The sequence below is a fragment of the Streptomyces chartreusis genome (assembly GCF_008704715.1).
GTDB lineage: Bacteria > Actinomycetota > Actinomycetes > Streptomycetales > Streptomycetaceae > Streptomyces > Streptomyces chartreusis.
On the sequence record NZ_CP023689.1, the window covers coordinates 5045926 to 5068817 of the forward strand.

21 protein-coding genes and 1 tRNA gene are annotated in these 22892 nt (G+C 71.2%); 14 read left to right on the forward strand and 8 right to left on the reverse strand.

What is annotated here, in order from left to right; genetic code table 11:
* The first annotated feature begins 140 nt into the window (after positions 1–140).
* The 3 genes from CP983_RS21965 (at position 141) to CP983_RS21975 (ending at position 2445) form a co-directional block, all read left to right on the forward strand.
* A complete protein-coding gene (locus tag CP983_RS21965) occupies positions 141–587 on the forward strand; it encodes an ATP-binding protein (protein WP_150501297.1) in 447 nt (148 codons plus the stop codon).
* A gap of 92 nt (positions 588–679) precedes the next feature.
* The gene (locus tag CP983_RS21970) at positions 680–1606 is read left to right on the forward strand and encodes an intradiol ring-cleavage dioxygenase (protein WP_189749031.1); all 927 of its coding nucleotides are present in this window, start codon (positions 680–682) and stop codon (positions 1604–1606) included.
* Positions 1607–1617: 11 nt separating this feature from the next.
* A complete protein-coding gene (locus tag CP983_RS21975; RefSeq protein ID WP_150501298.1) occupies positions 1618–2445 on the forward strand; it encodes a triphosphoribosyl-dephospho-CoA synthase in 828 nt (275 codons plus the stop codon).
* Between the two features lie 106 nt (positions 2446–2551).
* Here CP983_RS21975 and CP983_RS21980 read toward each other — a convergent pair whose 3' ends face one another.
* On the reverse strand, positions 2552–4036 hold the full coding sequence (locus tag CP983_RS21980; RefSeq protein WP_107905336.1) for an aminopeptidase P family protein: 1485 nt from the start codon (positions 4034–4036) through the stop codon (positions 2552–2554).
* A 168-nt stretch (positions 4037–4204) separates the two neighbouring features.
* Positions 4205–5653 carry a PP2C family protein-serine/threonine phosphatase gene (locus tag CP983_RS21985; protein WP_373309882.1) on the reverse strand — a complete coding sequence of 483 codons (1449 nt, stop codon included), beginning with the start codon at positions 5651–5653 and terminating at the stop codon, positions 4205–4207.
* 566 nt (positions 5654–6219) lie between these two features.
* Here CP983_RS21985 and CP983_RS21990 point away from each other — a divergent pair.
* On the forward strand, positions 6220–6879 hold the full coding sequence (locus CP983_RS21990; RefSeq protein ID WP_107905032.1) for a bifunctional DNA primase/polymerase: 660 nt from the start codon (positions 6220–6222) through the stop codon (positions 6877–6879).
* Between the two features lie 55 nt (positions 6880–6934).
* Positions 6935–7603: a hypothetical protein gene (locus CP983_RS21995; protein ID WP_229914999.1), complete on the forward strand. Its 669-nt coding sequence runs from the start codon at positions 6935–6937 to the stop codon at positions 7601–7603.
* A gap of 243 nt (positions 7604–7846) precedes the next feature.
* Here the strand turns inward: CP983_RS21995 and CP983_RS22000 are convergent, their stop codons facing one another.
* From CP983_RS22000 to CP983_RS22010, 3 genes are all read right to left on the reverse strand, one after another.
* On the reverse strand, positions 7847–8812 hold the full coding sequence (locus CP983_RS22000; RefSeq protein WP_107905033.1) for a DUF5926 family protein: 966 nt from the start codon (positions 8810–8812) through the stop codon (positions 7847–7849).
* A gap of 161 nt (positions 8813–8973) precedes the next feature.
* Positions 8974–9612 carry an ATP-binding protein gene (locus CP983_RS22005; protein ID WP_107905034.1) on the reverse strand — a complete coding sequence of 213 codons (639 nt, stop codon included), beginning with the start codon at positions 9610–9612 and terminating at the stop codon, positions 8974–8976.
* A gap of 187 nt (positions 9613–9799) precedes the next feature.
* Positions 9800–10627 carry a glycerophosphodiester phosphodiesterase gene (locus CP983_RS22010; protein WP_107905035.1) on the reverse strand — a complete coding sequence of 276 codons (828 nt, stop codon included), beginning with the start codon at positions 10625–10627 and terminating at the stop codon, positions 9800–9802.
* 269 nt (positions 10628–10896) lie between these two features.
* Between CP983_RS22010 and CP983_RS22020 the strand changes: the two genes are divergently transcribed.
* Positions 10897–12447: a S1C family serine protease gene (locus CP983_RS22020; RefSeq protein WP_150501300.1), complete on the forward strand. Its 1551-nt coding sequence runs from the start codon at positions 10897–10899 to the stop codon at positions 12445–12447.
* Positions 12448–12673: 226 nt separating this feature from the next.
* Entirely contained in the window at positions 12674–14359 is a 1686-nt protein-coding gene (locus CP983_RS22025; protein WP_150501302.1) for a serine/threonine-protein kinase, read from the forward strand.
* Between the two features lie 59 nt (positions 14360–14418).
* Here the strand turns inward: CP983_RS22025 and CP983_RS22030 are convergent, their stop codons facing one another.
* Positions 14419–14625: a cold-shock protein gene (locus tag CP983_RS22030; RefSeq protein WP_107905038.1), complete on the reverse strand. Its 207-nt coding sequence runs from the start codon at positions 14623–14625 to the stop codon at positions 14419–14421.
* Positions 14626–14842: 217 nt separating this feature from the next.
* Here CP983_RS22030 and CP983_RS22035 point away from each other — a divergent pair.
* A tRNA-Ser gene (locus CP983_RS22035) sits at positions 14843–14929 on the forward strand.
* A 246-nt stretch (positions 14930–15175) separates the two neighbouring features.
* On the opposite strand, the gene CP983_RS22040 is transcribed toward CP983_RS22035, so the two are convergent.
* Positions 15176–15607, reverse strand: a complete 432-nt coding sequence (locus CP983_RS22040; protein ID WP_167537749.1) for a hypothetical protein — start codon at positions 15605–15607, stop codon at positions 15176–15178.
* A gap of 180 nt (positions 15608–15787) precedes the next feature.
* Positions 15788–16654: a bifunctional DNA primase/polymerase gene (locus CP983_RS22045; protein ID WP_150501306.1), complete on the reverse strand. Its 867-nt coding sequence runs from the start codon at positions 16652–16654 to the stop codon at positions 15788–15790.
* A gap of 376 nt (positions 16655–17030) precedes the next feature.
* Here CP983_RS22045 and CP983_RS22050 point away from each other — a divergent pair, with 376 nt between their 5' ends.
* The 6 genes from CP983_RS22050 to CP983_RS22075 all read left to right on the forward strand — a co-directional run bounded on the left by CP983_RS22050 (position 17031) and on the right by CP983_RS22075 (position 22883).
* Positions 17031–17357, forward strand: coding sequence for a hypothetical protein (locus CP983_RS22050; RefSeq protein ID WP_150501308.1), 327 nt, complete (start codon positions 17031–17033; stop codon positions 17355–17357).
* A 330-nt stretch (positions 17358–17687) separates the two neighbouring features.
* The gene (locus CP983_RS22055) at positions 17688–18680 is read left to right on the forward strand and encodes a bifunctional MaoC family dehydratase N-terminal/OB-fold nucleic acid binding domain-containing protein (protein ID WP_150506793.1); all 993 of its coding nucleotides are present in this window, start codon (positions 17688–17690) and stop codon (positions 18678–18680) included.
* A 35-nt stretch (positions 18681–18715) separates the two neighbouring features.
* On the forward strand, positions 18716–19138 hold the full coding sequence (locus tag CP983_RS22060) for a MaoC family dehydratase (protein WP_189749050.1): 423 nt from the start codon (positions 18716–18718) through the stop codon (positions 19136–19138).
* Positions 19135–20301 carry a lipid-transfer protein gene (locus CP983_RS22065; RefSeq protein WP_150501310.1) on the forward strand — a complete coding sequence of 389 codons (1167 nt, stop codon included), beginning with the start codon at positions 19135–19137 and terminating at the stop codon, positions 20299–20301. Before CP983_RS22060 ends, CP983_RS22065 begins: the two co-directional genes overlap by 4 nt.
* A gap of 146 nt (positions 20302–20447) precedes the next feature.
* Positions 20448–21008 carry a SigE family RNA polymerase sigma factor gene (locus tag CP983_RS22070; protein WP_125524838.1) on the forward strand — a complete coding sequence of 187 codons (561 nt, stop codon included), beginning with the start codon at positions 20448–20450 and terminating at the stop codon, positions 21006–21008.
* Positions 21009–21206: 198 nt separating this feature from the next.
* Positions 21207–22883, forward strand: coding sequence for a long-chain fatty acid--CoA ligase (locus CP983_RS22075; protein WP_150501312.1), 1677 nt, complete (start codon positions 21207–21209; stop codon positions 22881–22883).
* Positions 22884–22892: the final 9 nt, after the last annotated feature.

A 22892-nucleotide genomic window follows, 5' to 3' on the forward strand; every position in this document is an offset into this window, starting at 1 on the left:
GTGTGGGCCGCCAACACATACACCGATTCCGGCGTGGGCGCATCGACCATATGGGCGGCATCACGTCAAGGATGTGCTTACAGCCGGGCACTCGCGGCAATACGTAACGGTATGTCGAGCCGCGGCCAGGAGGCTGGAGCATGAGCATCTGGTGGTCACTCCATTTGCGCCGTGAAGCCGCGAGCGTTCCCCTCGCCCGGCGTCTGCTGCTCGGAACCATGGAGACGGCGGGCGTGGACCCCGACATCTCGTACGACCTCTCCGTCGCCCTCAGCGAGGCCTGCGCCAACGCCGTGGAGCACGGCGGCGTGACGTCCGACGGCTCCCCGCAGGCGTACCGCGTCACGGCCTATCTGGACGGCGAGAAGTGCCACATCGAGGTCACCGACTCGGGCCCCGGCTTCACCGCGCCCCATCGCGCCCCGCGCCTGGCGTCCTTCGACGCCGAGGACGGCAGGGGGCTGTGCCTCATCAACGAGCTCGCCGACCACGTCCAGATCGGCAACAAGCCGGACCGGGGCGGCGCGGTGGTGAGCTTCGACAAGATCCTCAAGTGGCGCAAGGACGCTCCGCTGATGGCGGTGTAGCACCGGCGGCGCCCCTCTGCTCCCCGGCACTCACAGCCGTCGCACAGCGCCGCCCCACGCCCTTGACGGGTGGTGTCCCTAACTTCCTGGCCATGACGGGAAACCACAAGGACAAGTCGATCACCCGGCGCCGTGCCCTCGCGGTGACCGGGGGCACGGTCGCGGCGGGCGGGCTCGCGGTCGCCGGTTACCAGGCTGCCTTCGCCGACACCGCCACGGCCACCGCAGAAGAGGCGACGACGGCCTCCGCGAGCGCCTCGCAGAGCTCCGGCTGCATGACGCTGATGTCGAGCGTCACCGAGGGCCCGTACTACCTCGACGGCGCCCTGGTGCGGAAGGACATCACCGAGGGCAAGAGCGGCGTCCCGCTGACGCTGCGGCTCACCGTCGTCGACGCCACCGACGGTTGCACCCCGGTCAAGGGCGCCGCCGTCGAGATCTGGCACTGCGACGCCTGGGGCTACTACTCCGGCTACACCACGGCCAACCCCGGCGGCTCCGCGCCCGCCGAGAGCGAGGACGGCTCGACCGCCGACGACGACACGTATCTGCGGGGTTATCAGATCGCCAACGCCAACGGGGTCGTCAAGTTCGAGACGATCTTCCCCGGTTGGTACACCCCGCGCACCTGCCACATCCACCTCAAGGTGCACACCGGCGGTCAGAAGGAGGACGGCACCTACGAGGGCGGCAAGGTCAACTACACCGGCCAGCTGTTCTTCGACGACTCGATCGCCGAGGAGATCTTCACGCTGGAGCCTTACTCGAAGCACTCCGGCAGCTACACCACCCTCGACGACGACATGGTCTACGACGGCGGCGGCGCCTCCAGCGGCCTGCTGACCCTGGAGGCCGTGCACAAGAAGGACCCGTCCAAGGGCTACAAGGGCTTCCTGACCGTCGCCGTCGACCCCGACGCCGAGAACACCGGCGCGGGCAGCGGCGGCGGTGGCACGCCTCCCGGCGACGCACCGAGCGGCGCGCCCGGCGGCACCCCGTCGGCCTCGGCGTCCTCCTAGGGGGTACGGCCATGAGCAGCCGCGAGGACGAGGCGCTGGCGCGGGCGGCCGTGACCGCGCTGACCGGACAGCTGGCCCTGGCTCCCAAGCCGGGCCTGCCCGACCCGCGCGACCTCGACGCCCGCGAAAGCCGCATGGACCACGGCATGCTGCGCTGGTCGGCCAAGGCGCTCGCGCCGGGCCTCGCCGCGATGGCCGCGGCCGCCCGGCGCACCGGCGAGCCGACCCCCGGGCTCCGCACCGAACTGGGCGCCATCGGCAGGTGCACCGAGCACTCGGTGCACCTCGCGGGCGGCGGTCACCGGGGCGCCCTGTGGGCGCTGGGCCTGCTGGTCGCCGCGGCCGCGCTCGACCCCCGGGCCGGGGCGCGGGACGTCGCGGCGACCGCCAAGCGCATCGCCGCGCACACCGACAGGCGCGCCCCGCGCAGGCCCTCCCGGGGCTCCTCGGTGTCCGCGAAGTACGGCGCCGCCGGGGCCCGGGGCGAGGCACGGGCCGGATTCCCGCACGTACGGCGGGCGTTGGACACCCTCACCGGGGCCCGCGCGTCCGGTGCCACCGAGGCACAGGCCCGCCTGGACGCCCTGCTCACGGTGATGTCCACCCTCCAGGACACCGAACTCCTCTACACGGCGGGCCCCATGGGGCTGCGCCACGTCCAGGCGGGCGCCCGCACGGTCCTGGAGTCGGGCGGCACGGCGACCGAGACGGGCGCCAAGGCCCTGGCATCGCTCGACGCCGACCTGCACGCACGCGCGTGGAGCCCACGGGGCAGTGCGGGCCTGCTGGCGGGCGCGCTCTTCCTGGACTCATTGCCGGTACAGGTCCGCGCCGCGTAGGCCCGACGCCCCTTGGGGGCGCGGGGAACTGCGCGACAAGCCCCCACCACCCGCAGCACACGACGATGGCCGGGCACCCCTTCGGTACCCGGCCATCAGTCCGACGTCAGCCCTTCAGAGAAGCCATCCAGCTCTCGACCTCGTCCGACCGCCTCGGCAGCGCAGCGCTGAGGTTCCGGTTGCCGTCCCCGGTCACCAGGATGTCGTCCTCGATCCGCACCCCGATGCCCCGGTACTCCTCCGGCACCGTCAGGTCGTCGGCCTGGAAGTACAGCCCCGGCTCGACGGTCAGCACCATGCCGGCCTCCAGCGTGCCGTCGACGTAGGACTCCACGCGCGCGGCGGCGCAGTCGTGGACGTCCATGCCGAGCATGTGCCCGGTGCCGTGCAGCGTCCAGCGCCGCTGGAGCCCGAGCTCCAGCACCCGCTCCACCGGCCCCTCGACGAGCCCCCACTCGACCAGCTTCTCGGCGAGCACGCGCTGCGAGGCGTCGTGGAAGTCCCGGTACTTCGCGCCCGGCTGCACGGCCGCGATGCCCGCCTCCTGGGCCTCGTACACGGCGTCGTAGATCTTCTTCTGGATCTCGCTGAAGCGGCCGTTGATCGGCAGCGTGCGCGTGACGTCGGCGGTGTAGTACGTGTGCGTCTCGACGCCCGCGTCGAGCAGCAGCAGGTCACCGGAGCGCACGGGCCCGTCGTTGCGCACCCAGTGCAGCGTGCAGGCGTGCGGGCCGGCGGCGCAGATGGAGCCGTAGCCGACGTCGTTGCCCTCGACGCGCGCGCGGAGGAAGAAGGTGCCCTCGATGTAGCGCTCGGAGGTCGCCTCGGCCTTGTCGAGGACCTTCACGACGTCCTCGAAGCCGCGGACCGTGGAGTCGACGGCCTTCTGGAGCTCGCCGATCTCGAACTCGTCCTTGACCAGCCGCGCCTCGGAGAGGAAGACGCGCAGCTCGGCGTCCCGCTCGGCGGTGACCTTGTCGGTCAGCGCGGCCTCGATGCCGGCGTCGTAGCCGCGCACGACCCGGACGGGGCCGGTGGCCTCGCGCAGGCTGTCGGCGAGCTCGCGCACGTCGGAGGCCGGGATGCCGTACAGCTTCTCCGCCTCGGTCAGCGAGTGCCGGCGGCCGACCCACAGCTCGCCCTGGCCGGAGAGCCAGAACTCGCCGTTCTCCCGGTCGGAGCGGGGCAGGAGGTAGATCGTCGCCTCGTGGCCGTCCGCGACGGGCTCCAGGACGAGCACGCCGTCCTCGGTCTGGTTGCCGGTGAGGTACGCGTACTCGACCGACGCGCGGAAGGCGTACTCGGTGTCGTTCGAGCGCGTCTTCAGGTTGCCCGCGGGGATCACCAGGCGCTCGCCCGGGAACCGTGCCGACAGCGCGGCGCGGCGGGCGGCGGTCTCGGCGGCCTGGGCGATCGGCTCCAGGTCATGGAGCTCCGTGTCGGCCCAGCCGGACTTCATGTTCTCGGCGAGCTCGTCGGACACGCCCGGGTACAGGCCGTTCTTGCGCTGCTTGATCGGCTCCTCAGACTCAGTCTCCGGGTCCGCTGCGGTAGCAGCAATGGACTCATCCGGGGTGAGCTCGTCGGCCACGGTCATCCTCCTCGATACGGCACTGGACCCCATCCATCGTACGGTCGTACGGGACGGAGCCCAGGGTCGCGGGACGGCACGCCCGCCGGTGTTATGGCACGGACCACGTGCCTGTTATGGCTGACCACGCCCCTGCCACGGCCGGACGGCCGCTGCGTACAGGGGCCGCTACTCGAAGCGGGCGGCGAGCAGGACGACGTCCTCGTCGCTGTCCGCCAGGTCCGCCCCCTCCGGCAGCACGGTCCGCAGAACGTGATCGACCACGGCGTCCGGATCGTGCCGGATCGCCCGCGGCACCCCGGCCGCCGCCGCGTGCAGCCGCGCGAAGGCACGGTCGGTGGCGTCGCCGGTGCGGTGCAGCAGCCCGTCGGTGTACAGCAGAACCGTCTCTCCGGCTTCGGCGGTGATCTCCACGCTCGGCGCCTCCCAGCAGGCCAGCATGCCCAGCGGGGCGGAGACGGAGGTCTCCACGAACTCCGTGCGCCGGTCGCCGATCAGCAGCGGCGGGGTGTGCCCGGCGCCGGCGAGCGTGATCTTGCGCAGGGCGGGCTCGCAGTAGGCGAACAGCGCGGTGGCGGAGCGGGCCGGCTCGGTGAGCCGCAGCAGCAGCTCCAGGTCGGACAGGACCGCGACCGGGTCCTCGCCCTCCATCACGGCGTACGCCCGCAGGCTGGCCCTGAGCCGGCCCATCGCGGCGACCGCGCTGGGGCCCGACCCGGTGACCGAGCCGACCGCGAGGCCGAGCGCGGCGTCCGGCAGCGGCAGCGCGTCGTACCAGTCGCCGCCCCCGCGTGGGCCGGTGCGGTGCCGGACGGCGAGCTGGACGCCGGACATCCGCGGCAGCCGGGAGGGCAGCAGCTCCTCGGCCATGGTCCGCATGCACGCGCGCGTGCGCTCGACTTCGAGGAGCCGGGCCAGGTGCTCGGTGGCGTAGCGGGTGTACAGGCCGATGAGGTGGCGCTGGCGCTCGGACGGTTCGGCGGGCTCGTCGTACAGCCAGACGGCGGCGCCGAGACGTCCGGCGCCGTCCGTGGACAGCGGCAGGGCGTAGCTGGCGGCGAAGCCGAGGCGGGCCGCCACCTCGCGGTGCCGGGGATCGAGGCCGTCCTCGGAGAGCAGGTCGGGCTGGGCGATCTCGCCGTCCCCGCCGGGCAGCCCGTCGAGGATCCTGCCGTACGACATCGCGCTGCGGGGCACCGTCTCGATGTGCCCGAGGTCGGCGCGGGCGAGGCCGAGGCCGATGGTCGTGTCGGGGCCCAGTCCGTCCGCGGGCTCCAGGACGACGAGCCCGCGCCGGGCGCCGACGAGGGCGGAGCCGGCGCGCAGCAGCTCCTCCAGGGCGTCGGCGAGGGTGGCCGTGCGGGCCAGGCGTTCGGTCAGTTCGTGGAGCGTCGTGAGGTCCGAGACCCAGCCGGCGAGGCGGTCCTGGAGCAGGGCACCGGGTGCGCTCGGCGGGGTGACGGCTGAGGCCCCCGAGGTCGCGGGCGCGGGCGCGACAGTGTGTGCGGGCGACGGAACCGTCGAATCGATTCCGGCCACTTTCGGAGGGTGAGGAGCGTTCATGGCGTCCGGCTTTCCGACCGGTGCGTATTGCTCAAAAGCATCGCAAACCCCCATGTCATTCTGCGCCGCTAGCAGTGTCTCCACATGTACACGCACTCGTTAGGGGATGTCCAGCATTGTCCTGCTGGGATTCCTGGTGTCCGGGGGCAACGAGAGCACTTCTCGTAGACCTCTTGCGCAAAGGCAAAGTTGGCTTAAAACTGCCTCAGGGAACGGGGTATTGCGGTCGACTGGTTTCGCTCAGCGGAGCGTCACAGCGGTCGTGATGGGTACGTACTCGGTGAAGGCCAGGGGTGGTTGACGACCACCCGGAACCTGGTGACGGACCCGGGCGTCTTAGCCACTGACGATCGTGCCCCATCCTCCCGTGGCGGAGGCGAAGAGAAATACGCGCGACGGCAAAACGCCAGACTTCGCCACCCCACGCCACGCCCATGCTTTTGGTAGACGCAGTATGGACGAGGCTGCCGCGGAAGCAGCCAACGCTCGGCCCATAGGGGTTTCCCTTGCTCGCGGCAAGGGTGTGATGCGCCAACAGGTACGCACAGTGAAGTGATCGACACATGGTGTGATGTGGTCCACGGTGTTGCCAGCGGTGCAACGGAAAGGAACGAGCGCTCATGCGCGAGATCCTCGGAAGGCGACGCAGGCTCCTGCGCGGTGACGGGAAGTCTGAGCTGATCAGCGCGGCCCTGACCTTCGCGACGGAATGGCAGTGGCCCGTACTCCCGGGAGTGACGACGCACCCGCAGGGACATTCCCGCTGCGGCTGCCCCGACCCAGACTGCACGGTCCCCGGTGCCCACCCCTTCGACCCCGGTCTCCTCGCGGCGACCACCGACGCACGCATGGTGCGCTGGTGGTGGGGCAACCGCCCCGCGGCGCCGATCATCCTCGCCACCGGCGGCCAGGCGCCCTGCGCGGTCAGTCTCCCCGCGCTGCCGGCCGCGCACGCACTGACCGCACTCGACCGCATGGGCATGCGCCTCGGCCCGGTCGTCGCCTCGCCCGCCCGCTGGGCGATCCTGGTCAAGCCGTACTCCATGGAGCAGCTGGGCGAACTGCTCTACGCCAAGGACTTCGTCCCCGGCTCACTGCGCTTCCACGGCGAGGGCGGCTATCTCGCCCTGCCCCCCTCCGAGACGGGTCAGGGCCCGATCAGCTGGCAGCGCGCCCCACTGCCCGGCTCGGCCTCCCCGTGGGTGCCCGATGTGGAGGCCGTCGTCGACGCCGTGGTCGAGGCCCTCACTCGTACGGGTGTGAGCGCCCCCGAGTTGTAGGGGTGTACGGCGCGCGCGGAACGGCGCACGCGCGCGCGGTCGTTATCTTCCGGATATGCCGCGTCATTCCAGGGGAAAAAGGGCACCGTCGTCGCATCGCCGCGGGCCGAACCAGCGAAGAGTCCGACTGATCGCCCTCGCGTCCGTCGCGGCGGCCGCGATCGCGCTGCCGCTCGCCTGGGCCGCCGCCGGTCAGGTCGTCGAGGCGGGCCGCGCCGCCGTGGGCGCGCCCGACCGTGAAGCCGTACGGTCCTCCCCGCCCGCCCCGAAGGACGGCACCGGACGTCCGACCCCGAACGGCGACGCCAAAGCGCCCACGGCCACGCCCACCGACTCCCCGGTGCTGCTCGACCTCGGCCTCTCGACCGCCGTGCGCTGCGGTCCCGAACTCACCTCGCCCGAGGGCGTCGAGGCGCAGACCTGTGTCCTCACCCAGGGCGAGGACACCTGGGCGCGCACCTACTTCCGCAACGCGACCGGTGGTGCGCTGGACTCCGTACTGAGCCTCATGGGGCCCGGAGGACGCACGATGCAGATGCGCTGCGAGGTGAGCGCCGAGGACGAGCCGGGGACCTGCGAGACACCACGGCAGCGCACACGCGCGGGACTGGACGCCTACACGGCCGTCACGGAATTCGCCGAGCGGGCCGGCGGAGGCGCGCTGCTTCTTCGTTCCGCAAGCAACTCCGCACCCGGTAAATCCGGGGCGCCCACGGACGGTTGACGGTCGGCGTCATTCCGTAAAGGGGCGCGGACATGGAAAGACCCGGTTGCTGGCGACGGGGGATGCACCAGCAACCGGGCTAATGGAACGGTAACAAGAGATCGGCGGTTCGCAAATTCGATCCGGGCTTTCAAGTCACGGATTCCCTTGCTCCGCAGGGGAGTTGTGATCGGATTCACCCCTCCCGCGCGGCCCGGTCCGGCTGAACGGCCGTTCAGCCGGACCCGATCTTCGCCGCCCGTGTCAGCTGAGCGTGACCTGCCGGTTGGTCAGGCCGCCCCGCGCGCGACGCTCGTCCGGAGTGAGCGGCGCGTCCGTGGCCAGGGCCGCGGCGAGGCGCTCGGCGAACTCGGCCGCCGGCTTCTCCACGTCCTCGGCGCCGACGCCGCTCGGCAGGTCCCAGACCGGCACGGTCAGGCCGTGAGCACGGAAGGAACCCACCAGCCGGGTGCCCTCGCCGAGGCTCGACCGGCCCGCCGCGTGCAGCCGCGCGAGGGCGTCCAGAAGCTGCTCCTCGGGGTGCGGCATGACCCAGCGCAGGTGGTTCTTGTCCGGTGTCTCGCACCAGTAGGCGGCGTCCACACCGGTTAGCTTCACGGTCGGGATGGCCGCGGCGTTCGCCCGCTCCAGGGAGGCGGCCACGTCCGGAGTGGCGTTCTCCGCGTCCGGGACCCAGAACTCGAAGCCCGAGTGCACAACTGGCTCGAACGCGCCTTCGGGGTCGAGCAGATCCTGGAGCCGGGGACCGTCGGCGGGGGCGCGGCGGCCCTGGACCGGGGTGCCGGGCTTCGCGGCGAGGGCCTGCTGGAGGGTGTCGGCGAGATCGCGGCTGATGTCGCCCGACGCCGTGTCGTTCTGAAGGCCGAGCAGCACCGAGCCGTCGTCGCGGCGCAGGGCCGGCCAGGCCATCGGCAGCACCGTGGCCAGCGTGACGGACGGGACGCCCTCCGGCAGGCCGCCCTTGAGGGGCAGCTCGACAGTGGCGGCAGGCACCAGCTCGCGCAGGGCCACCCAGTCGCACTCGCCCGGGAGTCCCTCGAAGGGGCGCTGCACCAGCTCGGTCACCGCGTGCGCGGCGGCCCGGCCGTGACAGGCCTTGTAACGCCGGCCGCTGCCGCAGGGGCAGGGCTCGCGCGCGCCGACCACCGGGATCTCTGCGTCGCTGAGCTGCGGGCGCTTGGCCTTGGTCTGGACTCGCTTCTTGGCCATCGTGGGTGTCTCCCGGTTACGGCTCGTCTGGTACGGGCGCGAGCCTAGCCGTTCACGCCATGGCCGACGGGAGGCTGTGGACAACGCAGCGGGTCGTGCCGGGAGTCTGTGGACAAACCGCCGTCACCGTACGCGGGGAGCGGGCCGGTTGGGACCCGTCGTCAGCCGCGTTCGTCGAAGGCGTCCGCGAAGCCGAGGCCGGGTATCGCGTGTACCGGCGGGGCCGCGACGCGCGTAGCGAAGTCGTCCCGGCGGTGCCCGGCATCGGGATCGTGCACGTCGTCGTGGACCACTACCCAGACCGTGACCTCGCCCCGGGCGTCGTCCCTGACGCCCCAGTCGTCGGCGAGAGCGGTGATGATGTTCAGCCCGCGGCCGCCGTGTGCGGTGACCGAGGGCGTGGCCGGAGCAGGGCGGGTGGGTCCGCCGCCGTCCGTCACCTCCACCGTGAGCCTGCCGCCGGATTCCACACGCCATGCGGCCCGGACGTCGCCGTCACCGGACAGCGCGTCACCGAGCGGTCGGCCGTGCTTGCACGCGTTGCTCAAGAGTTCGGAAAGAATAAGTACGGCATCGTCGATGACCGATTCCGCGACCCCGCCCGTGCGCAACTGCTTGCGCATCCGGTGTCTCGCTTCCCCCACGCCCGCAGGACCATGGGGTACGGCCATGCTCGACGACGTGGGCACCTCCTGTGCCACCACCAACGCCACCCCCGAGACCTCCTTTGCCCCACGCCACGGTGTGGATGCCCCATTGGCCTGTACCGGAAACCGGCCAATCGACGTCCGGCGACGCATTCGGAACGATCGAATACGGACCGAACGCGCCGGAGCACTCCCTGTAATCGGGATGGCTGGAATTCTTCGGTGTGGCTTGGAGTGGAGGATGGGGTTGGAGGGGCGGCGGGGTCAAGAGGTTGTACAGGGATTGAAGGGGATATAGGGGTTTCCCGGTGCCGTGGCCGGTTCCGGGTGCCCGCGCGGGTCAGCGGCCGAGCTGACGCAGCACCGCGCGGGGACGGTTGGTGATGATGGCGTCGACCCCGAGCTCGACGCAGAGGTCGACGTCCTCGGGCTCGTTCACCGTCCATACGTGCACCTGGTGGCCGGCCTGCTTCAGGCGCTCCACATAGGCCGGGTGACTGCGCACGATCCGGATCGAGGGGCCGGCGATGTCGACCCCCGCGGGCAGCCGCCCGTCGCGCAGCCTCGGCGAGACGAACTGCATCAGGGAGACCGTCGGCAGGTTCGGGGACGCGGCACGCACGCGATGCAGCGAGCGCGCCGAGAAGCTCATGATCCGCACCGGGGACTCGGCCGCCGAGACGGGTGTGTCGAGGCCGAAACGCTTCAGCAGAAGCAGCAGCCGCTCCTCGACCTGCCCCGCCCACCGGGTCGGATGCTTGGTCTCGATCGCCATCTCCACGCGCCGGCCCGCGTCGGCGACGAGCTCCAGCAGCCGCTCCAGGGTCAGCACCGAGGTGTCCTCGGGGTCCTCGGGCCGGAACTCCCAGTCGGGCTCCTCGGCCCGGTTCTTCCACGAGTCCCGGTTCTTGCGCGAGCCGAAGTCGAGGGCGGCGAGCTCGGCGAGCTCCAGCGCCGAGACCGCGCCGCGGCCGTTGGACGTACGGTTGACGCGGCGGTCGTGCACACAGACGAGATGACCGTCCGCGGTGAGGCGTACGTCGCACTCGAGGGCGTCCGCACCGTCCTCGATCGCCTTCTTGTACGCGGCCAGGGTGTGCTCGGGAGCGTCCTCGGAGGCTCCGCGATGGGCGACGACTTGGATCTGGTGCTGCCGTGCGTGGGTCACCGCGTCATGGTGCCACCGCACCGGGGTAGTCGTGCGACCGGAGCAGTTTCCGGAGCGCTGGGATTGCGCCCGTTTCGTCGCTGATGACCTATATAAAGAGTGGCCGCGGACGCACAGGCACCGCTTATGGTGCTCTGACGGCCCGTGGGAAAAGCTGACCGCATACAAAAAGACATGCACAGCTGAAGCGCACCGGCCATGAACAAGCGTGAACGGGCGTGATCGAGTGCGACCGACAACACCAGCCGTGGATCTATAGGAGAGAAGCTGTGAGCACCGAGAACGAGGGCGCCGCGGTCCCCCCGGCCCCGTCCGCACCCCCCGTGCCGGCGGATGCTCCTGCTGCTCCGGCATCCCAGGAGCACCCGGCTCCGCGCGCCGACGCCGAGCCCACGGCTCCGCTCCCGCCCGTGCCGAACACCGCCCCGGCGAGCTCGAACGGCACACAGCCGTACGGCCCGGATGCGTACGGCCCGGATCCGTACGCCGCGCAGGCCGCCGACGGGGTGCAGCCGCCCGCCGACGGATCCCGGCCGCCGGCCGCACACCCGCACGCCTCCCAGGGCTCGGCGCCCGACGCCGCCTGGCCGCCTCCGCCGCCGCCCGGCTCGCCGTACGGTGACGGCGGTGCCGGTGGGGCGGGCGGTGCCGGTGGTGCCGGTGGGGGCTCCGGCTGGGGTGCCGCGTACCAGCAGCCGGCGCCGAAGCGCGGGCGCGGCGGGCTGCTCGCCGCGGTCCTCATCGCCGCGCTGGTCGCGGGCGGTCTGGGCGGCGGCCTCGGCTACACCCTGGCCAAGAACGACGACAACACCTCCTCGACCACCGTCTCCGCCTCCGACAGCGGCGGCTCGGTCAAGCGCGACCCGGGCACCGTCGCGGGCGTGGCCGCCAAGGCGCTGCCCAGCACCGTCACCATCCAGGCCGAGAGCAGCGCCGGCGAGGGCGGCACCGGCACCGGCTTCGTCTTCGACACCGAGGGCCACATCGTCACCAACAACCACGTGGTGGCCGACGCGGTCGACGGCGGCAAGCTCACGGCGACGTTCCCGAACGGCAAGAGGTACGACGCCGAGGTCGTCGGCCACGCCCAGGGCTACGACGTGGCCGTCATCAAGCTCAAGAGCGCCCCGTCGGACCTCAAGCCGCTCACGCTCGGCGACTCCGACAAGGTCGCCGTCGGCGACTCGACGATCGCCATCGGCGCGCCCTTCGGCCTGTCCAACACGGTCACCACGGGCATCATCAGCGCCAAGAACCGCCCGGTGGCCTCCAGCGACGGCACCGGCAGCAACGCCTCCTACATGAGCGCCCTCCAGACCGACGCCTCGATCAACCCCGGCAACTCCGGCGGCCCGCTGCTGGACGCGCAGGGCAACGTCATCGGCATCAACTCCGCGATCCAGTCCGCCGCCAACGGCATGGGCGGCACCAGCCAGTCCGGCTCGATCGGCCTCGGCTTCGCCATCCCGATCAACCAGGCCAAGTACGTCGCCCAGCAGCTGATCAAGACCGGCAAGCCGGTGTACGCCAAGATCGGCGCCTCCGTCTCCCTGGAGGACACCGGCAACGGCGCCAAGATCACCGAGCAGGGCGCCAGCGGCTCGGACGCGGTCGAGGCGGGCGGCCCCGCCGCCAAGGCCGGCCTGAAGCCGGGCGACGTCATCACCAAGCTCGACGACTCGGTGATCGATTCCGGCCCCACCCTGATCGGCGAGATCTGGACCCACCAGCCCGGCGACAAGGTCACGATCACGTACGAGCGCGGCGGCAAGACGCACACCGTCGAACTGACCTTGGGCTCGCGCACGGGCGACAGCTGACGGACGGGCACGCGCGCGTGGGCTGACGGGACGGCTACGCGCGCGTGGGCCGGCGTTGGACAAGAGCCGCGCCCACGCCGCTGGGTCTGCACACGCCGGGCCGCGCCCCGCGCGTGTGCTGACCATGTCCATGCACTCTTATGGACTATCGTGCGTTCTCGACCTGGACCGTTCGCTAATGGGAAGCAGTGCGCGAACGGGAGACGGAAGAGGGGGCGGTCTCGCGGTGTCCGATCTTGGGCGGCTCGTCGCCGACCGGTACCTGCTGGTGGAGCGGGTGGGCAGCGGCGGCATGGGCACCGTGTGGCGGGCCGAGGACCGGCTGCTGGGCCGTCATGTCGCCCTGAAGAAGCTGCACATCCCACCGCACCTCCAGGACGACGAGGTGCGCACCCTCTACGAGCGCACCCGCCGCGAGGCCCGCAGCGCCGCCCGGATCGCCCACCCCAACGTGATCGTGGTGCACGACGTGCTCGACGACGAGGGCCTGCCGTGCATCGTCATGGAGTACATACCCTCACTCACCCTCAGCGACGTCCTGAAGCAGCGCGGCCCCCTGCCGCCCGCCGAGGCCGCCCGGGTCGGCCTCGCCATGGCCTCCGCCCTGCGCGCCGCCCATGACGCCAGGGTCCTGCACCGGGACGTCAAACCCGGGAACGTCCTCCTCGGCGACGGCGGACGCATCGTCCTCACCGACTTCGGCATCGCCATGGAGTCCGGTACGTCGTCCCTGACGAAGCCCGGCGAACTGATCGGCTCCATCCGCTACCTGGCCCCCGAACGTCTCAAGGGCGCGCACCCCGAGACGGGCCCCGCCAGCGACCTATGGGCCCTCGGCGCGACCCTGTACCAGGCGGTCGAGGGACGCGACCCCTTCCGCCGGGCCACCGCGATCGAGACCGCGTACGCCATCGCCACCGACCCCTACGACCCCCCGCGCAGCGCCGGTGAACTGGCCCCGGTGATCGAGGGCCTGCTGGTCAAGGAGCCCGGGCGGCGGATGGATGTGCACGAGGTCGAGCGGCGCCTGGCGGACGTGGCCGACGGGCGGGTGAGCGGCGTCGAGTCGACGAGGACGAGGGGAGGGGAGTCGACGGGGCGGTCGGAGTCGGCCGGGTGGCGGAACGGGGCAGGGCGGCGGGACGGGGCCGACGAGCCGACGCTTCGTGAGCGCACTCGCACTCGCACCGAGCCGACGCAACACACGGCAGTCAGCGGCACGGACTCCGCATCCACCGATCGACCGGAGCGAGCCGGTGAGTCGTCGGGCAGGGGAAACCGTCGTCGTACGGTGCTGTGGTCGGTCCTGGCGGTGACGCTCGTCGCGTGTCTGGCCGCCGGAACCCTGTGGTGGCTGAAGGGCAGGGACGCCGAGGGTTCCTCCGCCCACGGCTCCGGCGCCGACAGGCCCACTTCGTCGGCGAGCGCGCCGAGTTCGGGCCCCACCACGCCGCCGCCGATGCCCAGCGGCTACCACCTGGAGGACGCGGGCAGCGGACTGTCCGTGCCCGTACCGGACGGCTGGAAGCCCAAGACACTGCCCGGCGGCGAACTCGCGTACGTCGACCCGACCGGCCTGGTGGGGCTCCGGGTCAACGTCGTCGAGTTCGCGGGCACCGATCCCGTCCAGCACTGGCGGGAGACGGAGGAGGAGCAGACCCGTCGCGACAACCCCGGCTACGAGCGGGTGCGGATGGCGTCGACGACCTTCCGCGGCCGGCCCGCCGGGTACTGGGAGTTCACCTTCGACGGCACGGCGCGCAAGTTCCGGGCGGCGGAACTGGCCTTCGCGAGCGACGACGGCACGCAGTACGTGATCTACCTGTCCGCGCCGAACGCACGGTGGCACGAGTACCGGCCGGTCTTCGAGAACGCGACGAACGGCGCCCGCGTGCAGAGCGACAAGCCCTGACACGGCACCCGGCCTCGGCTCGACTCCGACGGGGCCGGCCGGCGCGGGCCTGCCGCGTGTCAGAGGGGGCGTACCGATTCGGCCTGCGGGCCCTTGTTGCCCTGAGTCACCTCGAACTCGACCCGCTGGTTCTCGTCCAGGCTCTTGTAGCCGTCGGACTGGATGGCGGAGTAGTGGACGAAGACGTCGGGACCACCGCCGTCAACGCCGATGTACCCGTACCCCTTGTCCGCGTTGAACCACTTGACGGTCCCCTGCTGAGGCATCGTTCGCCCTTCCTCTCCACTGTCCTGGCGGAGCGCCAGTGCGCCGGTCAGCCTTGCCCGTCGTACCGACCGGGAAACCGCGCGTTCGCGAGAACCACTCGAAGGCACCAGATCTCGGCCGGAGCTGCGTCTGTGGACCTTGGGTGGACCACAGCCCCTCGGATCCTCCCGAGGCCGGTACTCTGTACCCGCTCCGCCCCGAGCGGGCAGGAGCGCAGGTGGGTTGCCCGAGCGGCCTAAGGGAACGGTCTTGAAAACCGTCGTGGCAGCGATGTCACCGTGGGTTCAAATCCCACACCCACCGCACCTGAGAACGGCCCCTGACCAGGCAAGACGGTCGGGGCCGTTCCGTTGAGCGGGCACGAGCATGCGCGCTGGTCTGAACTGTCACTGCGGGATCAGCGATCCGGCTGCTGGGCCCGCAAGAGCCGTAGCTGGCCGATCTCTGCCGCAGTCACGTTGGGAATCGGTCACCGGCCGACCCTGGCATACGGACCGGAGGCGGTAGCAAGCCGCTTTTCGCGCCGAGCCGGCCCCTCCTACGTAGGTGCTAGAGCTCGTAGTCCTGCGCCAGACCCTCCCAATCGACCTCCCGCAACGCCTCCTCCGCGTCGCAGCCCGACGGCACGCGCGTGGTCGGCTGGAACCAGATGATCGTCAGGATCGAGCGGTGCAGGACCGGGTCGTGGGCGGGGTCGAGGGCCGTGGAGTGGAACGCGCCCACGCACGCCACCTGCGGCAGCACCTCGACCGGGCCGAACGCGCCGGCGTACTGGTCGGGATACTCGCGCGGCGGCGGCACGAGGTGCACCGGAGCCAACGGACGCTCGCGTTCCGCCGCGCCGATGAGGCCCTTGATCTTCATCTCGTTGAGCGGCTTGCACGGGTAGCCCTCCAGGACGCCGCCGTACGTCGAGGAGAGCCGCAGCTCCGAGAGGTCGAGCGAGCGGCCGGACGTGAGGACGACCCTGGTCAGCGACATGGTCGGCACTCTAGGGCGGTGGTGCATCGAGCTCCCGTGAATTTCAGGGCCGGTCAGTCGCCCGACTCCGTGGAGGTCGGCGGCCTCACGCCGTCAGGGCGGTCGTTCGCGTGCGCCGGTCGGTTCGATCGGTCTGTTGTGTCCGTTGTGCCGGTCGGTTCGATCGGTCCGCTGTGTCCGTCAGGGCCGATGCCCCGTCATCCGTGCCGCCGACGCGATCGTCGCTCGGGCCTCGCGTTCGGTCAGGCCCGTATTGAGGGCCGCCTCGACGAGCGGATCGACGAGCGCGGGCCCGATGCCGTCCTCGTACGCGCGGCAGGCCGCCCAGAACAGGCGGGTGTTGCGCTGGCCCTCGTGCGCGGCGAGCACGAACTGGACGAGGCCCTGGCCGTGACCGTCGGCCGACGGGGGCGCGGGGTGGTGCGTGCGGGGCGGAGGAAGCAGCAGGCGCAGGAGGGCGCGCGGACAGCGCGCGGGGACGATGTGGGCGGTGCCGGGAGCTGTGCTGTAGACGCCGTGATCGGTGCGCGAGCCGGGGCCGACGAGGTAGCCGCCGGCGCCCCGGATGTCGATGCCGGGCGCGAGGCGGCCCGCCGAGTTCGGGACGACGACCTCGGGCGGCCCGGTGAGCCACAGGTGACGGCCGCCGCTCGGGGTCAGGACGACCACCGTCGGCGGAATCGTGAACAGATGACGCAGCGCCAGTTCGCGCAGGGCGGCGGAGGAGTCCGTACCGGATTTGGTGTCGAGGTCGATGCCGATCAGATGGTGCGGGGGTAGCCCGCAGGCGATGCCGTAGCCGGTCGCCCAGGGGGCGGCGGCGAAGAGTTCGCGGATGCGGGCGGGGTCGGTTGAGGCGTCGTAGACGCCGTGTCCGAAGCGGCCGCACTCGCCGTGGCAGGGCGCGGGGTCGGGGTCGTCGCGGTGGGGGGAACGCAGTGCCGGGAGCTTCGTCCGGGACAGCGGAATGACGGCCAGACCGCGCTCGGCGGCTGACAGGGCGTGTGCGAGGGCCAGCGTCGTGGCCTGCCGGTCTGTGGTGGCCATGCCTCCATGTTCGTACGGATGTTCGAAAAAAGAAAGGGGGATTGGCCGCGCCCCGCCGACGACTCGCCGGTGCGCGGAGATTGGCCGGAAGCGAGCCGGAACCTTTCACCCCTTGTGCCGCTTGAGGGGTGCCTGTCCGTACTGCCCGAGAGTGGGAGTTGAGAGTGATGAAGGGGGTTTATCGACTTGTCATCACGCTTGAGGGCGAATCAGGGCTTCCGGGGTGGTTCGCCGGGGATTCGGTGGGCAACTCTGATCTCGCGACGTCGTGAACGACTCCGGGGCGGTCGGCCAACTGCCTTGGGAAAAGCCGTACTTAATGCACCACCAATGCGTCCGGCGGGGAGCCTGGGCGCACCTGTTCTGGAGGAACAACATGGCAAGCATCCGTACTGCCCGCGTCATCGCAGCCGTCTCCGCCCTTCCGCTCGCGGTCGCCCTGTTCTCCGGCGTCGCGACGGCGGACAACGGCGCCATCGCGGACGACGGATCCAGCGCGGCTGTCACGAACGCCGCTCAGGGCCTCATCGGCAGCGGGGTCGGCGGCGACAACTGGGGTACCTCGTCCACCACCCAGCAGCAGGCGACCGGCTCCGGTGCCTCGAACCAGAGCAACACCGCCCAGGTCAAAGGCTCGGCCTTCACGTCCGTCAACCAGGGCAACGACAACACGGCGGTCAACTTCACCCCGCTCTGGTGGTGAGCTGAGAGGGCCGATGCCCCGGTGCTCAGGCATCGGTCCTCTCGGAACTGTGGGTGTGCTGTGGGGTGCAAGGCGTCTGCGCGGCGGTACTTCGGTACCGCCGCGCAGGCGTTTTCGCGTGTGGGGTGCTCGCCATCGGCCTTGACAGCTCTACTCATCTGACGGACAGTCAGAAATCTTGGTGGGCAGGGTGAAAGTTCTCCGGAACTCATGGGAACCGGATCGGCACTCGCGGTGTACCAGAAGTGTCAGTGCGATGCGCCGCGGGGCGATGGGGACGAGGGGGCGACGGTGGGAACGGTGGGATACGGGCCGGGGGTGAGCCACGAGGTGGTGACGGACGACGAGCTCGACACGCGGCTGAAGGCATACGAGGGCCGGCCCGCCGCGGTGGCGCGTCCGGGCAAGGATCCCGTGAACGCGGCCATGATCCGGCACTGGTGCGAGGCCATGGGCGACACCAACCCGGCGTACTCGGGCCCGGACGCCATAGCGCCGCCCACCATGCTCCAGGCGTGGACCATGAGCGGCCTCACCGCTCAGCCGGGCCGCGCCCATGCCTATGACGAACTGCTCGGCCTGCTCGATGAGGCGGGCTGCACGTCGGTGGTCGCGACCGACTGCGAGCAGGAGTATCTACGGCCCCTGCGCCCGGGGGACGAGATCACCTTCGACTCGGTCATCGAGTCGGTGTCGGAGAGGAAGACCACCAAGCTCGGCACCGGCTACTTCGTCACGACCCGCACGGACATCCACGTCGGCCCCGACCTCGCGGGCACCCACCGCTTCCGGATCCTGAAGTACGCACCCGCACGCCGGGAGGCGGGTCAGCCACGACCGGACGGTGACCGCCAGCGACAGCCGGCGAGCGACCCTCAGCCAGCGCCGGACAGTGACCCCAAGCAGCGGCCCACCCGCCCCCGCCCCGTCGTCAACCGGGACAACGCCGGCTTCTGGGAAGGCGTCCGGCACCGCAGGCTCCTCATCCAGCGCTGCACCGCCTGCGGCACGCTCCGCCACCCCTGGCTGCCCGGCTGCAACGCCTGCGGGGGCCCGGACTGGGACACGGTCGAGGCGTGCGGCGAGGGGACCGTCTATTCGTACGTCGTGATGCATCACCCCCCGTTCCCGGCCTTCGACCCTCCCTACGCGGTCGGCCTGATCGAGCTGTCCGAGGGGGTGCGGATGATCGGCAATGTGCTGGGCGTGCCGTACGACAAGGTGCGGATCGGGCTGCCGGTGCGGCTCGAATTCCATCAGTACGACGAGGAGTTGGTGCTGCCCGTCTGGCGTGCCCGGGACGCCGAGGAGGCCGTCGCATGAGCGGCGACGAGCGGATGAAGGCGAAGGGGAGCCGGATCAGGGCCGGTGACGAACTGGTGCCGCTGGAGATCCCGATCACCCGCACCCTGATCGTCGCCGGGGCCATCGCCTCCCGCGACTACCAGGACGTGCACCACGACACGGAGTTGGCCCACCAGAAGGGCTCCCCCGACATCTTCATGAACATCCTGACGACCAACGGCCTGGTCGGCCGCTACATCACCGACCACTTCGGACCGACGGCCGTCCTGCGCAAGGTGGCCATACGACTGGGGGCACCCAACTACCCGGGAGACACGATGGTGTTGACGGGCAGCGTCGAGGAGGTCGACGGCGACACGGCGACGGTACGGGTGGTCGGGGCCAACGGCATCGGCAAGCACGTGACCGGCACGGTGACGGTGACCGTGCCGGCGGGAGAACCGTCCGTCATCGCGTCCGCGGAGGGCCAGGCATGAGCGTGCGCGAGCGGGACGCCCTGAGCGGCCGGGCGGCGATCGTCGGTGTCGGGGCCACCGAGTTCTCCAAGGACTCCGGGCGCAGCGAACTCCGGCTGGCCGTGGAGGCGGTGCGGGCCGCGCTGGACGACGCGGGGCTGACACCCGGGGACGTGGACGGGCTGGTGACGTTCACGATGGACACCAGCCCGGAGATCACCGTGGCGCAGGCGTGCGGGATGGGGGAGCTGTCCTTCTTCTCCCGGATCCACTACGGCGGCGGCGCGGCCTGCGCGACCGTCCAGCAGGCGGCGCTGGCGGTGGCGACCGGTGTCGCGGAGGTGGTGGTCTGCTACCGGGCCTTCAACGAGCGGTCGGGCCGCAGATTCGGTTCGGGCGTGCAGCACCGGGAGCCCTCGGCGGAGGGCGCGGCGCTCGGCTGGTCGCTGCCGTTCGGGCTGCTCACCCCGGCCTCCTGGGTGGCGATGGCGGGGCAGCGCTATCTGCACACCTATGGGCTGACGCCGGAGGCGTTCGGGCATGTGGCGGTGGTGGACCGCAAGTACGCGGCGACCAACCCGGCCGCGTACTTCCACGGCAGACCCATCACCCTCGCCGACCACGCGGCCTCGCGCTGGATCGTCGAGCCGCTGCGGCTGCTGGACTGCTGCCAGGAGACGGACGGCGGACAGGCGATCGTCGTCACGTCCGTCGAGCGGGCCCGGGACCTGCCGCACGCACCGGCCGTCATAGCGGCCGCGGCCCAGGGCGCCGGCCGCGGGCAGGAGCAGATGACGAGCTTCTACCGGGACGACCTGACCGGCCTGCCGGAGATGGCCGTGGTGGCGCGGCAGCTGTGGCGGACGGCGGGGCTGGGGCCCGGGGAGATCGACGTGGGGATCCTGTACGACCACTTCACCCCGTTCGTGCTGATGCAGCTTGAGGAGTTCGGGTTCTGCGGGAAGGGGGAGGCCCCGGGTTTCGTGGCCGAGGAGCGGCTGCCGCTCAACACTCACGGGGGCCAGCTCGGGGAGGCGTATCTGCACGGGATGAACGGCATAGCGGAGGGGGTGAGGCAGGTGCGGGGTACGTCCGTGAACCAGATATCGGGAGCCGCCCGGGTGCTGGTGACGGCCGGGACAGGGGTGCCGACATCGGGGCTGGTGCTTGCTGCCGACGGGTGACCCTCAGGGGTAATCCCGCAGTAGGCGTCCTTCCCTCGTCCACCTTCAGGAGGTGGAGTCAGCCCCACCCCTACAACCTGAGGCGGACGCGGCTTCGGCACCTGCGGCCGATCCGCCGAAGTAGGGGTCGCTCATAGCGTGGAGCCATGACCACACCCGTCTGCACCAGCGCTTCCGACGCCGCGACGCGGTCCCTGCCGAGCGCGACGTATCCGTCCTTCACGTCGTACGTACGGGCCCGCCAGCCGGTGCTGCTGCGTACCGCCCGCTCGCTCACCGCGAACCCGAGCGACGCGGAGGACCTGCTGCAGACCGCGCTGACCAAGACCTACGTCGCCTGGGAGCGCATCGAGGACCACCGTGCCCTCGACGGCTATGTGCGCCGGGCCCTGCTCAACACCCGGACCTCGCAGTGGCGCAAGCGCAAGGTCGACGAGTTCGCCTGCGACGAGCTGCCGGAGCCGGAGCCGGTGTCCGGCCAGGACGCCGACCCCGCCGAGCAGCAGGCGCTGCACGACGCGATGTGGCGGGCGATCATGCGGTTGCCGGCGCGGCAGCGGGCGATGGTCGTCCTGCGGTACTACGAGGACCTCAGCGAGGTCCAGACGGCCGAGGTGCTCGGGGTCTCCGTGGGCACGGTGAAGTCGGCGGTGTCGAGAGCGCTCGGCAAGCTGCGCGAGGACCCGGAGCTGTGCCTGGTCCGGTGAGGACCCGGAGCTGGGCCTGGTCCGGTAGGACCCGCGCGGCCGGCGGTGAGCCCTCCCCTCACCCCCGGCGGCAGAGCTCTCTCACCCCTACCGGCAGAGCTCTGTGAACGCAACGTGACATGATCGATCGCCCGACCCTAGTGACATACCGCGCGGTATGCGCGCAGAATCTCCGCAACCCTTACTGCCGCGTAGGCAATGTCGCCCCGGGAGGACGCCGTGCTGAGCACCATGCAGGACGTACCGCTGCTGATCTCGAGGATCCTGGCCCACGGGTCCACGATCCACGGCACATCGCAGGTCACCAGCTGGACCGGTGAGGCCGAACCGCACCGACGGTCCTTCGCCGAGGTCGGTGACCGTGCGGCCCAGCTGGCGCACGCCCTGCGCGACGACCTGGGCGTGGTCGGCGACGAGCGGGTCGCGACCCTGATGTGGAACAACGCCGAGCACGTCGAGGCGTACTTCGCGATCCCCTCCATGGGCGCGATCCTCCACACCCTGAACCTCCGGCTCCCGGCCGAGCAGCTGGCCTGGATCGTGAACCACGCCGCCGACCGGGTCGTCATCGCCAACGGCTCGCTCCTCCCCCTGCTCGCCCCGCTGCTCCCGCACCTCAAGCCGATCGAGCACGTGGTGGTGGCCGGCCCGGGCGACCGTTCCCTCCTCGCGGACGCCTCCGTCCAGGTCCACGAGTACGAGGACCTGATCGCCGGAAAGCCGACCACGTACGACTGGCCGGAGCTGGACGAGCGGCAGGCCGCGGCCATGTGCTACACCTCCGGCACCACGGGCGACCCGAAGGGCGTCGTCTACTCGCACCGTTCGATCTACCTGCACTCCATGCAGGTCAACATGACCCAGTCGATGGGGCTGACGGACCAGGACACCTCGCTCGTGGTGGTCCCGCAGTTCCACGTCAACGCGTGGGGCCTGCCGCACGCCACGTTCATGACCGGCGTCAACATGCTGATGCCGGACCGCTTCCTGCAGCCCGCGCCCCTCGCCGAGATGATCGAGCGCGAGAAGCCGACGCACGCGGCCGCCGTGCCCACCATCTGGCAGGGCCTGCTCGCCGAGCTCAACGCGAACCCGCGCGACGTCTCCACCCTCGGCCAGGTCACCATCGGCGGCTCGGCCTGCCCGCCGTCGCTCATGAAGGCGTTCGACGACCTCGGCATGCGGGTCTGCCACGCCTGGGGCATGACGGAGACCTCCCCGCTCGGCACGGTCGCCCGGCCGCCGGCCCACGCGGTCGGCACGGAGGAGGAGTTCGCGTACCGGCTCACCCAGGGCCGCTTCCCGGCGAGCGTCGAGGCCCGGCTCACCGGCCCCGGCGGCGAGCGCATCCCGTGGGACGGCGAGTCGGCGGGCGAGCTCGAGGTGCGCGGCGCCTGGATCGCCGGCGCCTACTACAACGGCCCCGACTCCGAACCGCTGCGCCCCGCCGACAAGTTCAGCGAGGACGGCTGGCTGAAGACCGGCGACGTAGGCACCATCTCGGCCGACGGCTTCCTCACCCTCACCGACCGTGCCAAGGACGTCATCAAGTCCGGCGGCGAGTGGATCTCCTCGGTCGACCTGGAGAACGCGCTGATGTCCCACCCGGACGTCGCCGAGGCCGCGGTGGTCGCGGTGCCGGACGACAAGTGGGGCGAGCGGCCCCTGGCCACGGTGGTGTTGAAGGAAGGCGCCTCCGCCGACTTCGAGACGCTCCGCGCCTTCCTTGCCGAAGAGGGCAAGATCGCGAAGTGGCAGCTGCCGGAGCGGTGGACGGTCATCGCGGCGGTGCCGAAGACGAGCGTCGGCAAGTTCGACAAGAAGGTGCTGCGCAGGCAGTACGCGGAGGGTGGGCTGGACGTCACCCAGCTCTGACGGGACGCC

Bases quoted from the DNA above. Each gene is read 5' to 3' on its own strand.
- CP983_RS22045 (WP_150501306.1), bottom strand. From the start codon at position 16,654: ATGGCCACCACAGACCGGCAGGCCACGACGCTGGCCCTCGCACACGCC.
- CP983_RS22070 (WP_125524838.1), top strand. From the start codon at position 20,448: ATGACCACACCCGTCTGCACCAGCGCTTCCGACGCCGCGACGCGGTCC.
- CP983_RS22075 (WP_150501312.1), top strand. From the start codon at position 21,207: ATGTCGCCCCGGGAGGACGCCGTGCTGAGCACCATGCAGGACGTACCG.
- CP983_RS21965 (WP_150501297.1), top strand. From the start codon at position 141: ATGAGCATCTGGTGGTCACTCCATTTGCGCCGTGAAGCCGCGAGCGTT.
- CP983_RS22050 (WP_150501308.1), top strand. From the start codon at position 17,031: ATGGCAAGCATCCGTACTGCCCGCGTCATCGCAGCCGTCTCCGCCCTT.
- CP983_RS21985 (WP_373309882.1), bottom strand. From the start codon at position 5,653: ATGGGGGTTTGCGATGCTTTTGAGCAATACGCACCGGTCGGAAAGCCG.
- CP983_RS21995 (WP_229914999.1), top strand. From the start codon at position 6,935: ATGCCGCGTCATTCCAGGGGAAAAAGGGCACCGTCGTCGCATCGCCGC.
- CP983_RS21970 (WP_189749031.1), top strand. From the start codon at position 680: ATGACGGGAAACCACAAGGACAAGTCGATCACCCGGCGCCGTGCCCTC.
- CP983_RS21990 (WP_107905032.1), top strand. From the start codon at position 6,220: ATGCGCGAGATCCTCGGAAGGCGACGCAGGCTCCTGCGCGGTGACGGG.
- CP983_RS22005 (WP_107905034.1), bottom strand. From the start codon at position 9,612: ATGCGTCGCCGGACGTCGATTGGCCGGTTTCCGGTACAGGCCAATGGG.
- CP983_RS22065 (WP_150501310.1), top strand. From the start codon at position 19,135: ATGAGCGTGCGCGAGCGGGACGCCCTGAGCGGCCGGGCGGCGATCGTC.
- CP983_RS21975 (WP_150501298.1), top strand. From the start codon at position 1,618: ATGAGCAGCCGCGAGGACGAGGCGCTGGCGCGGGCGGCCGTGACCGCG.
- CP983_RS22030 (WP_107905038.1), bottom strand. From the start codon at position 14,625: ATGCCTCAGCAGGGGACCGTCAAGTGGTTCAACGCGGACAAGGGGTAC.
- CP983_RS22040 (WP_167537749.1), bottom strand. From the start codon at position 15,607: ATGTCGCTGACCAGGGTCGTCCTCACGTCCGGCCGCTCGCTCGACCTC.
- CP983_RS22000 (WP_107905033.1), bottom strand. From the start codon at position 8,812: ATGGCCAAGAAGCGAGTCCAGACCAAGGCCAAGCGCCCGCAGCTCAGC.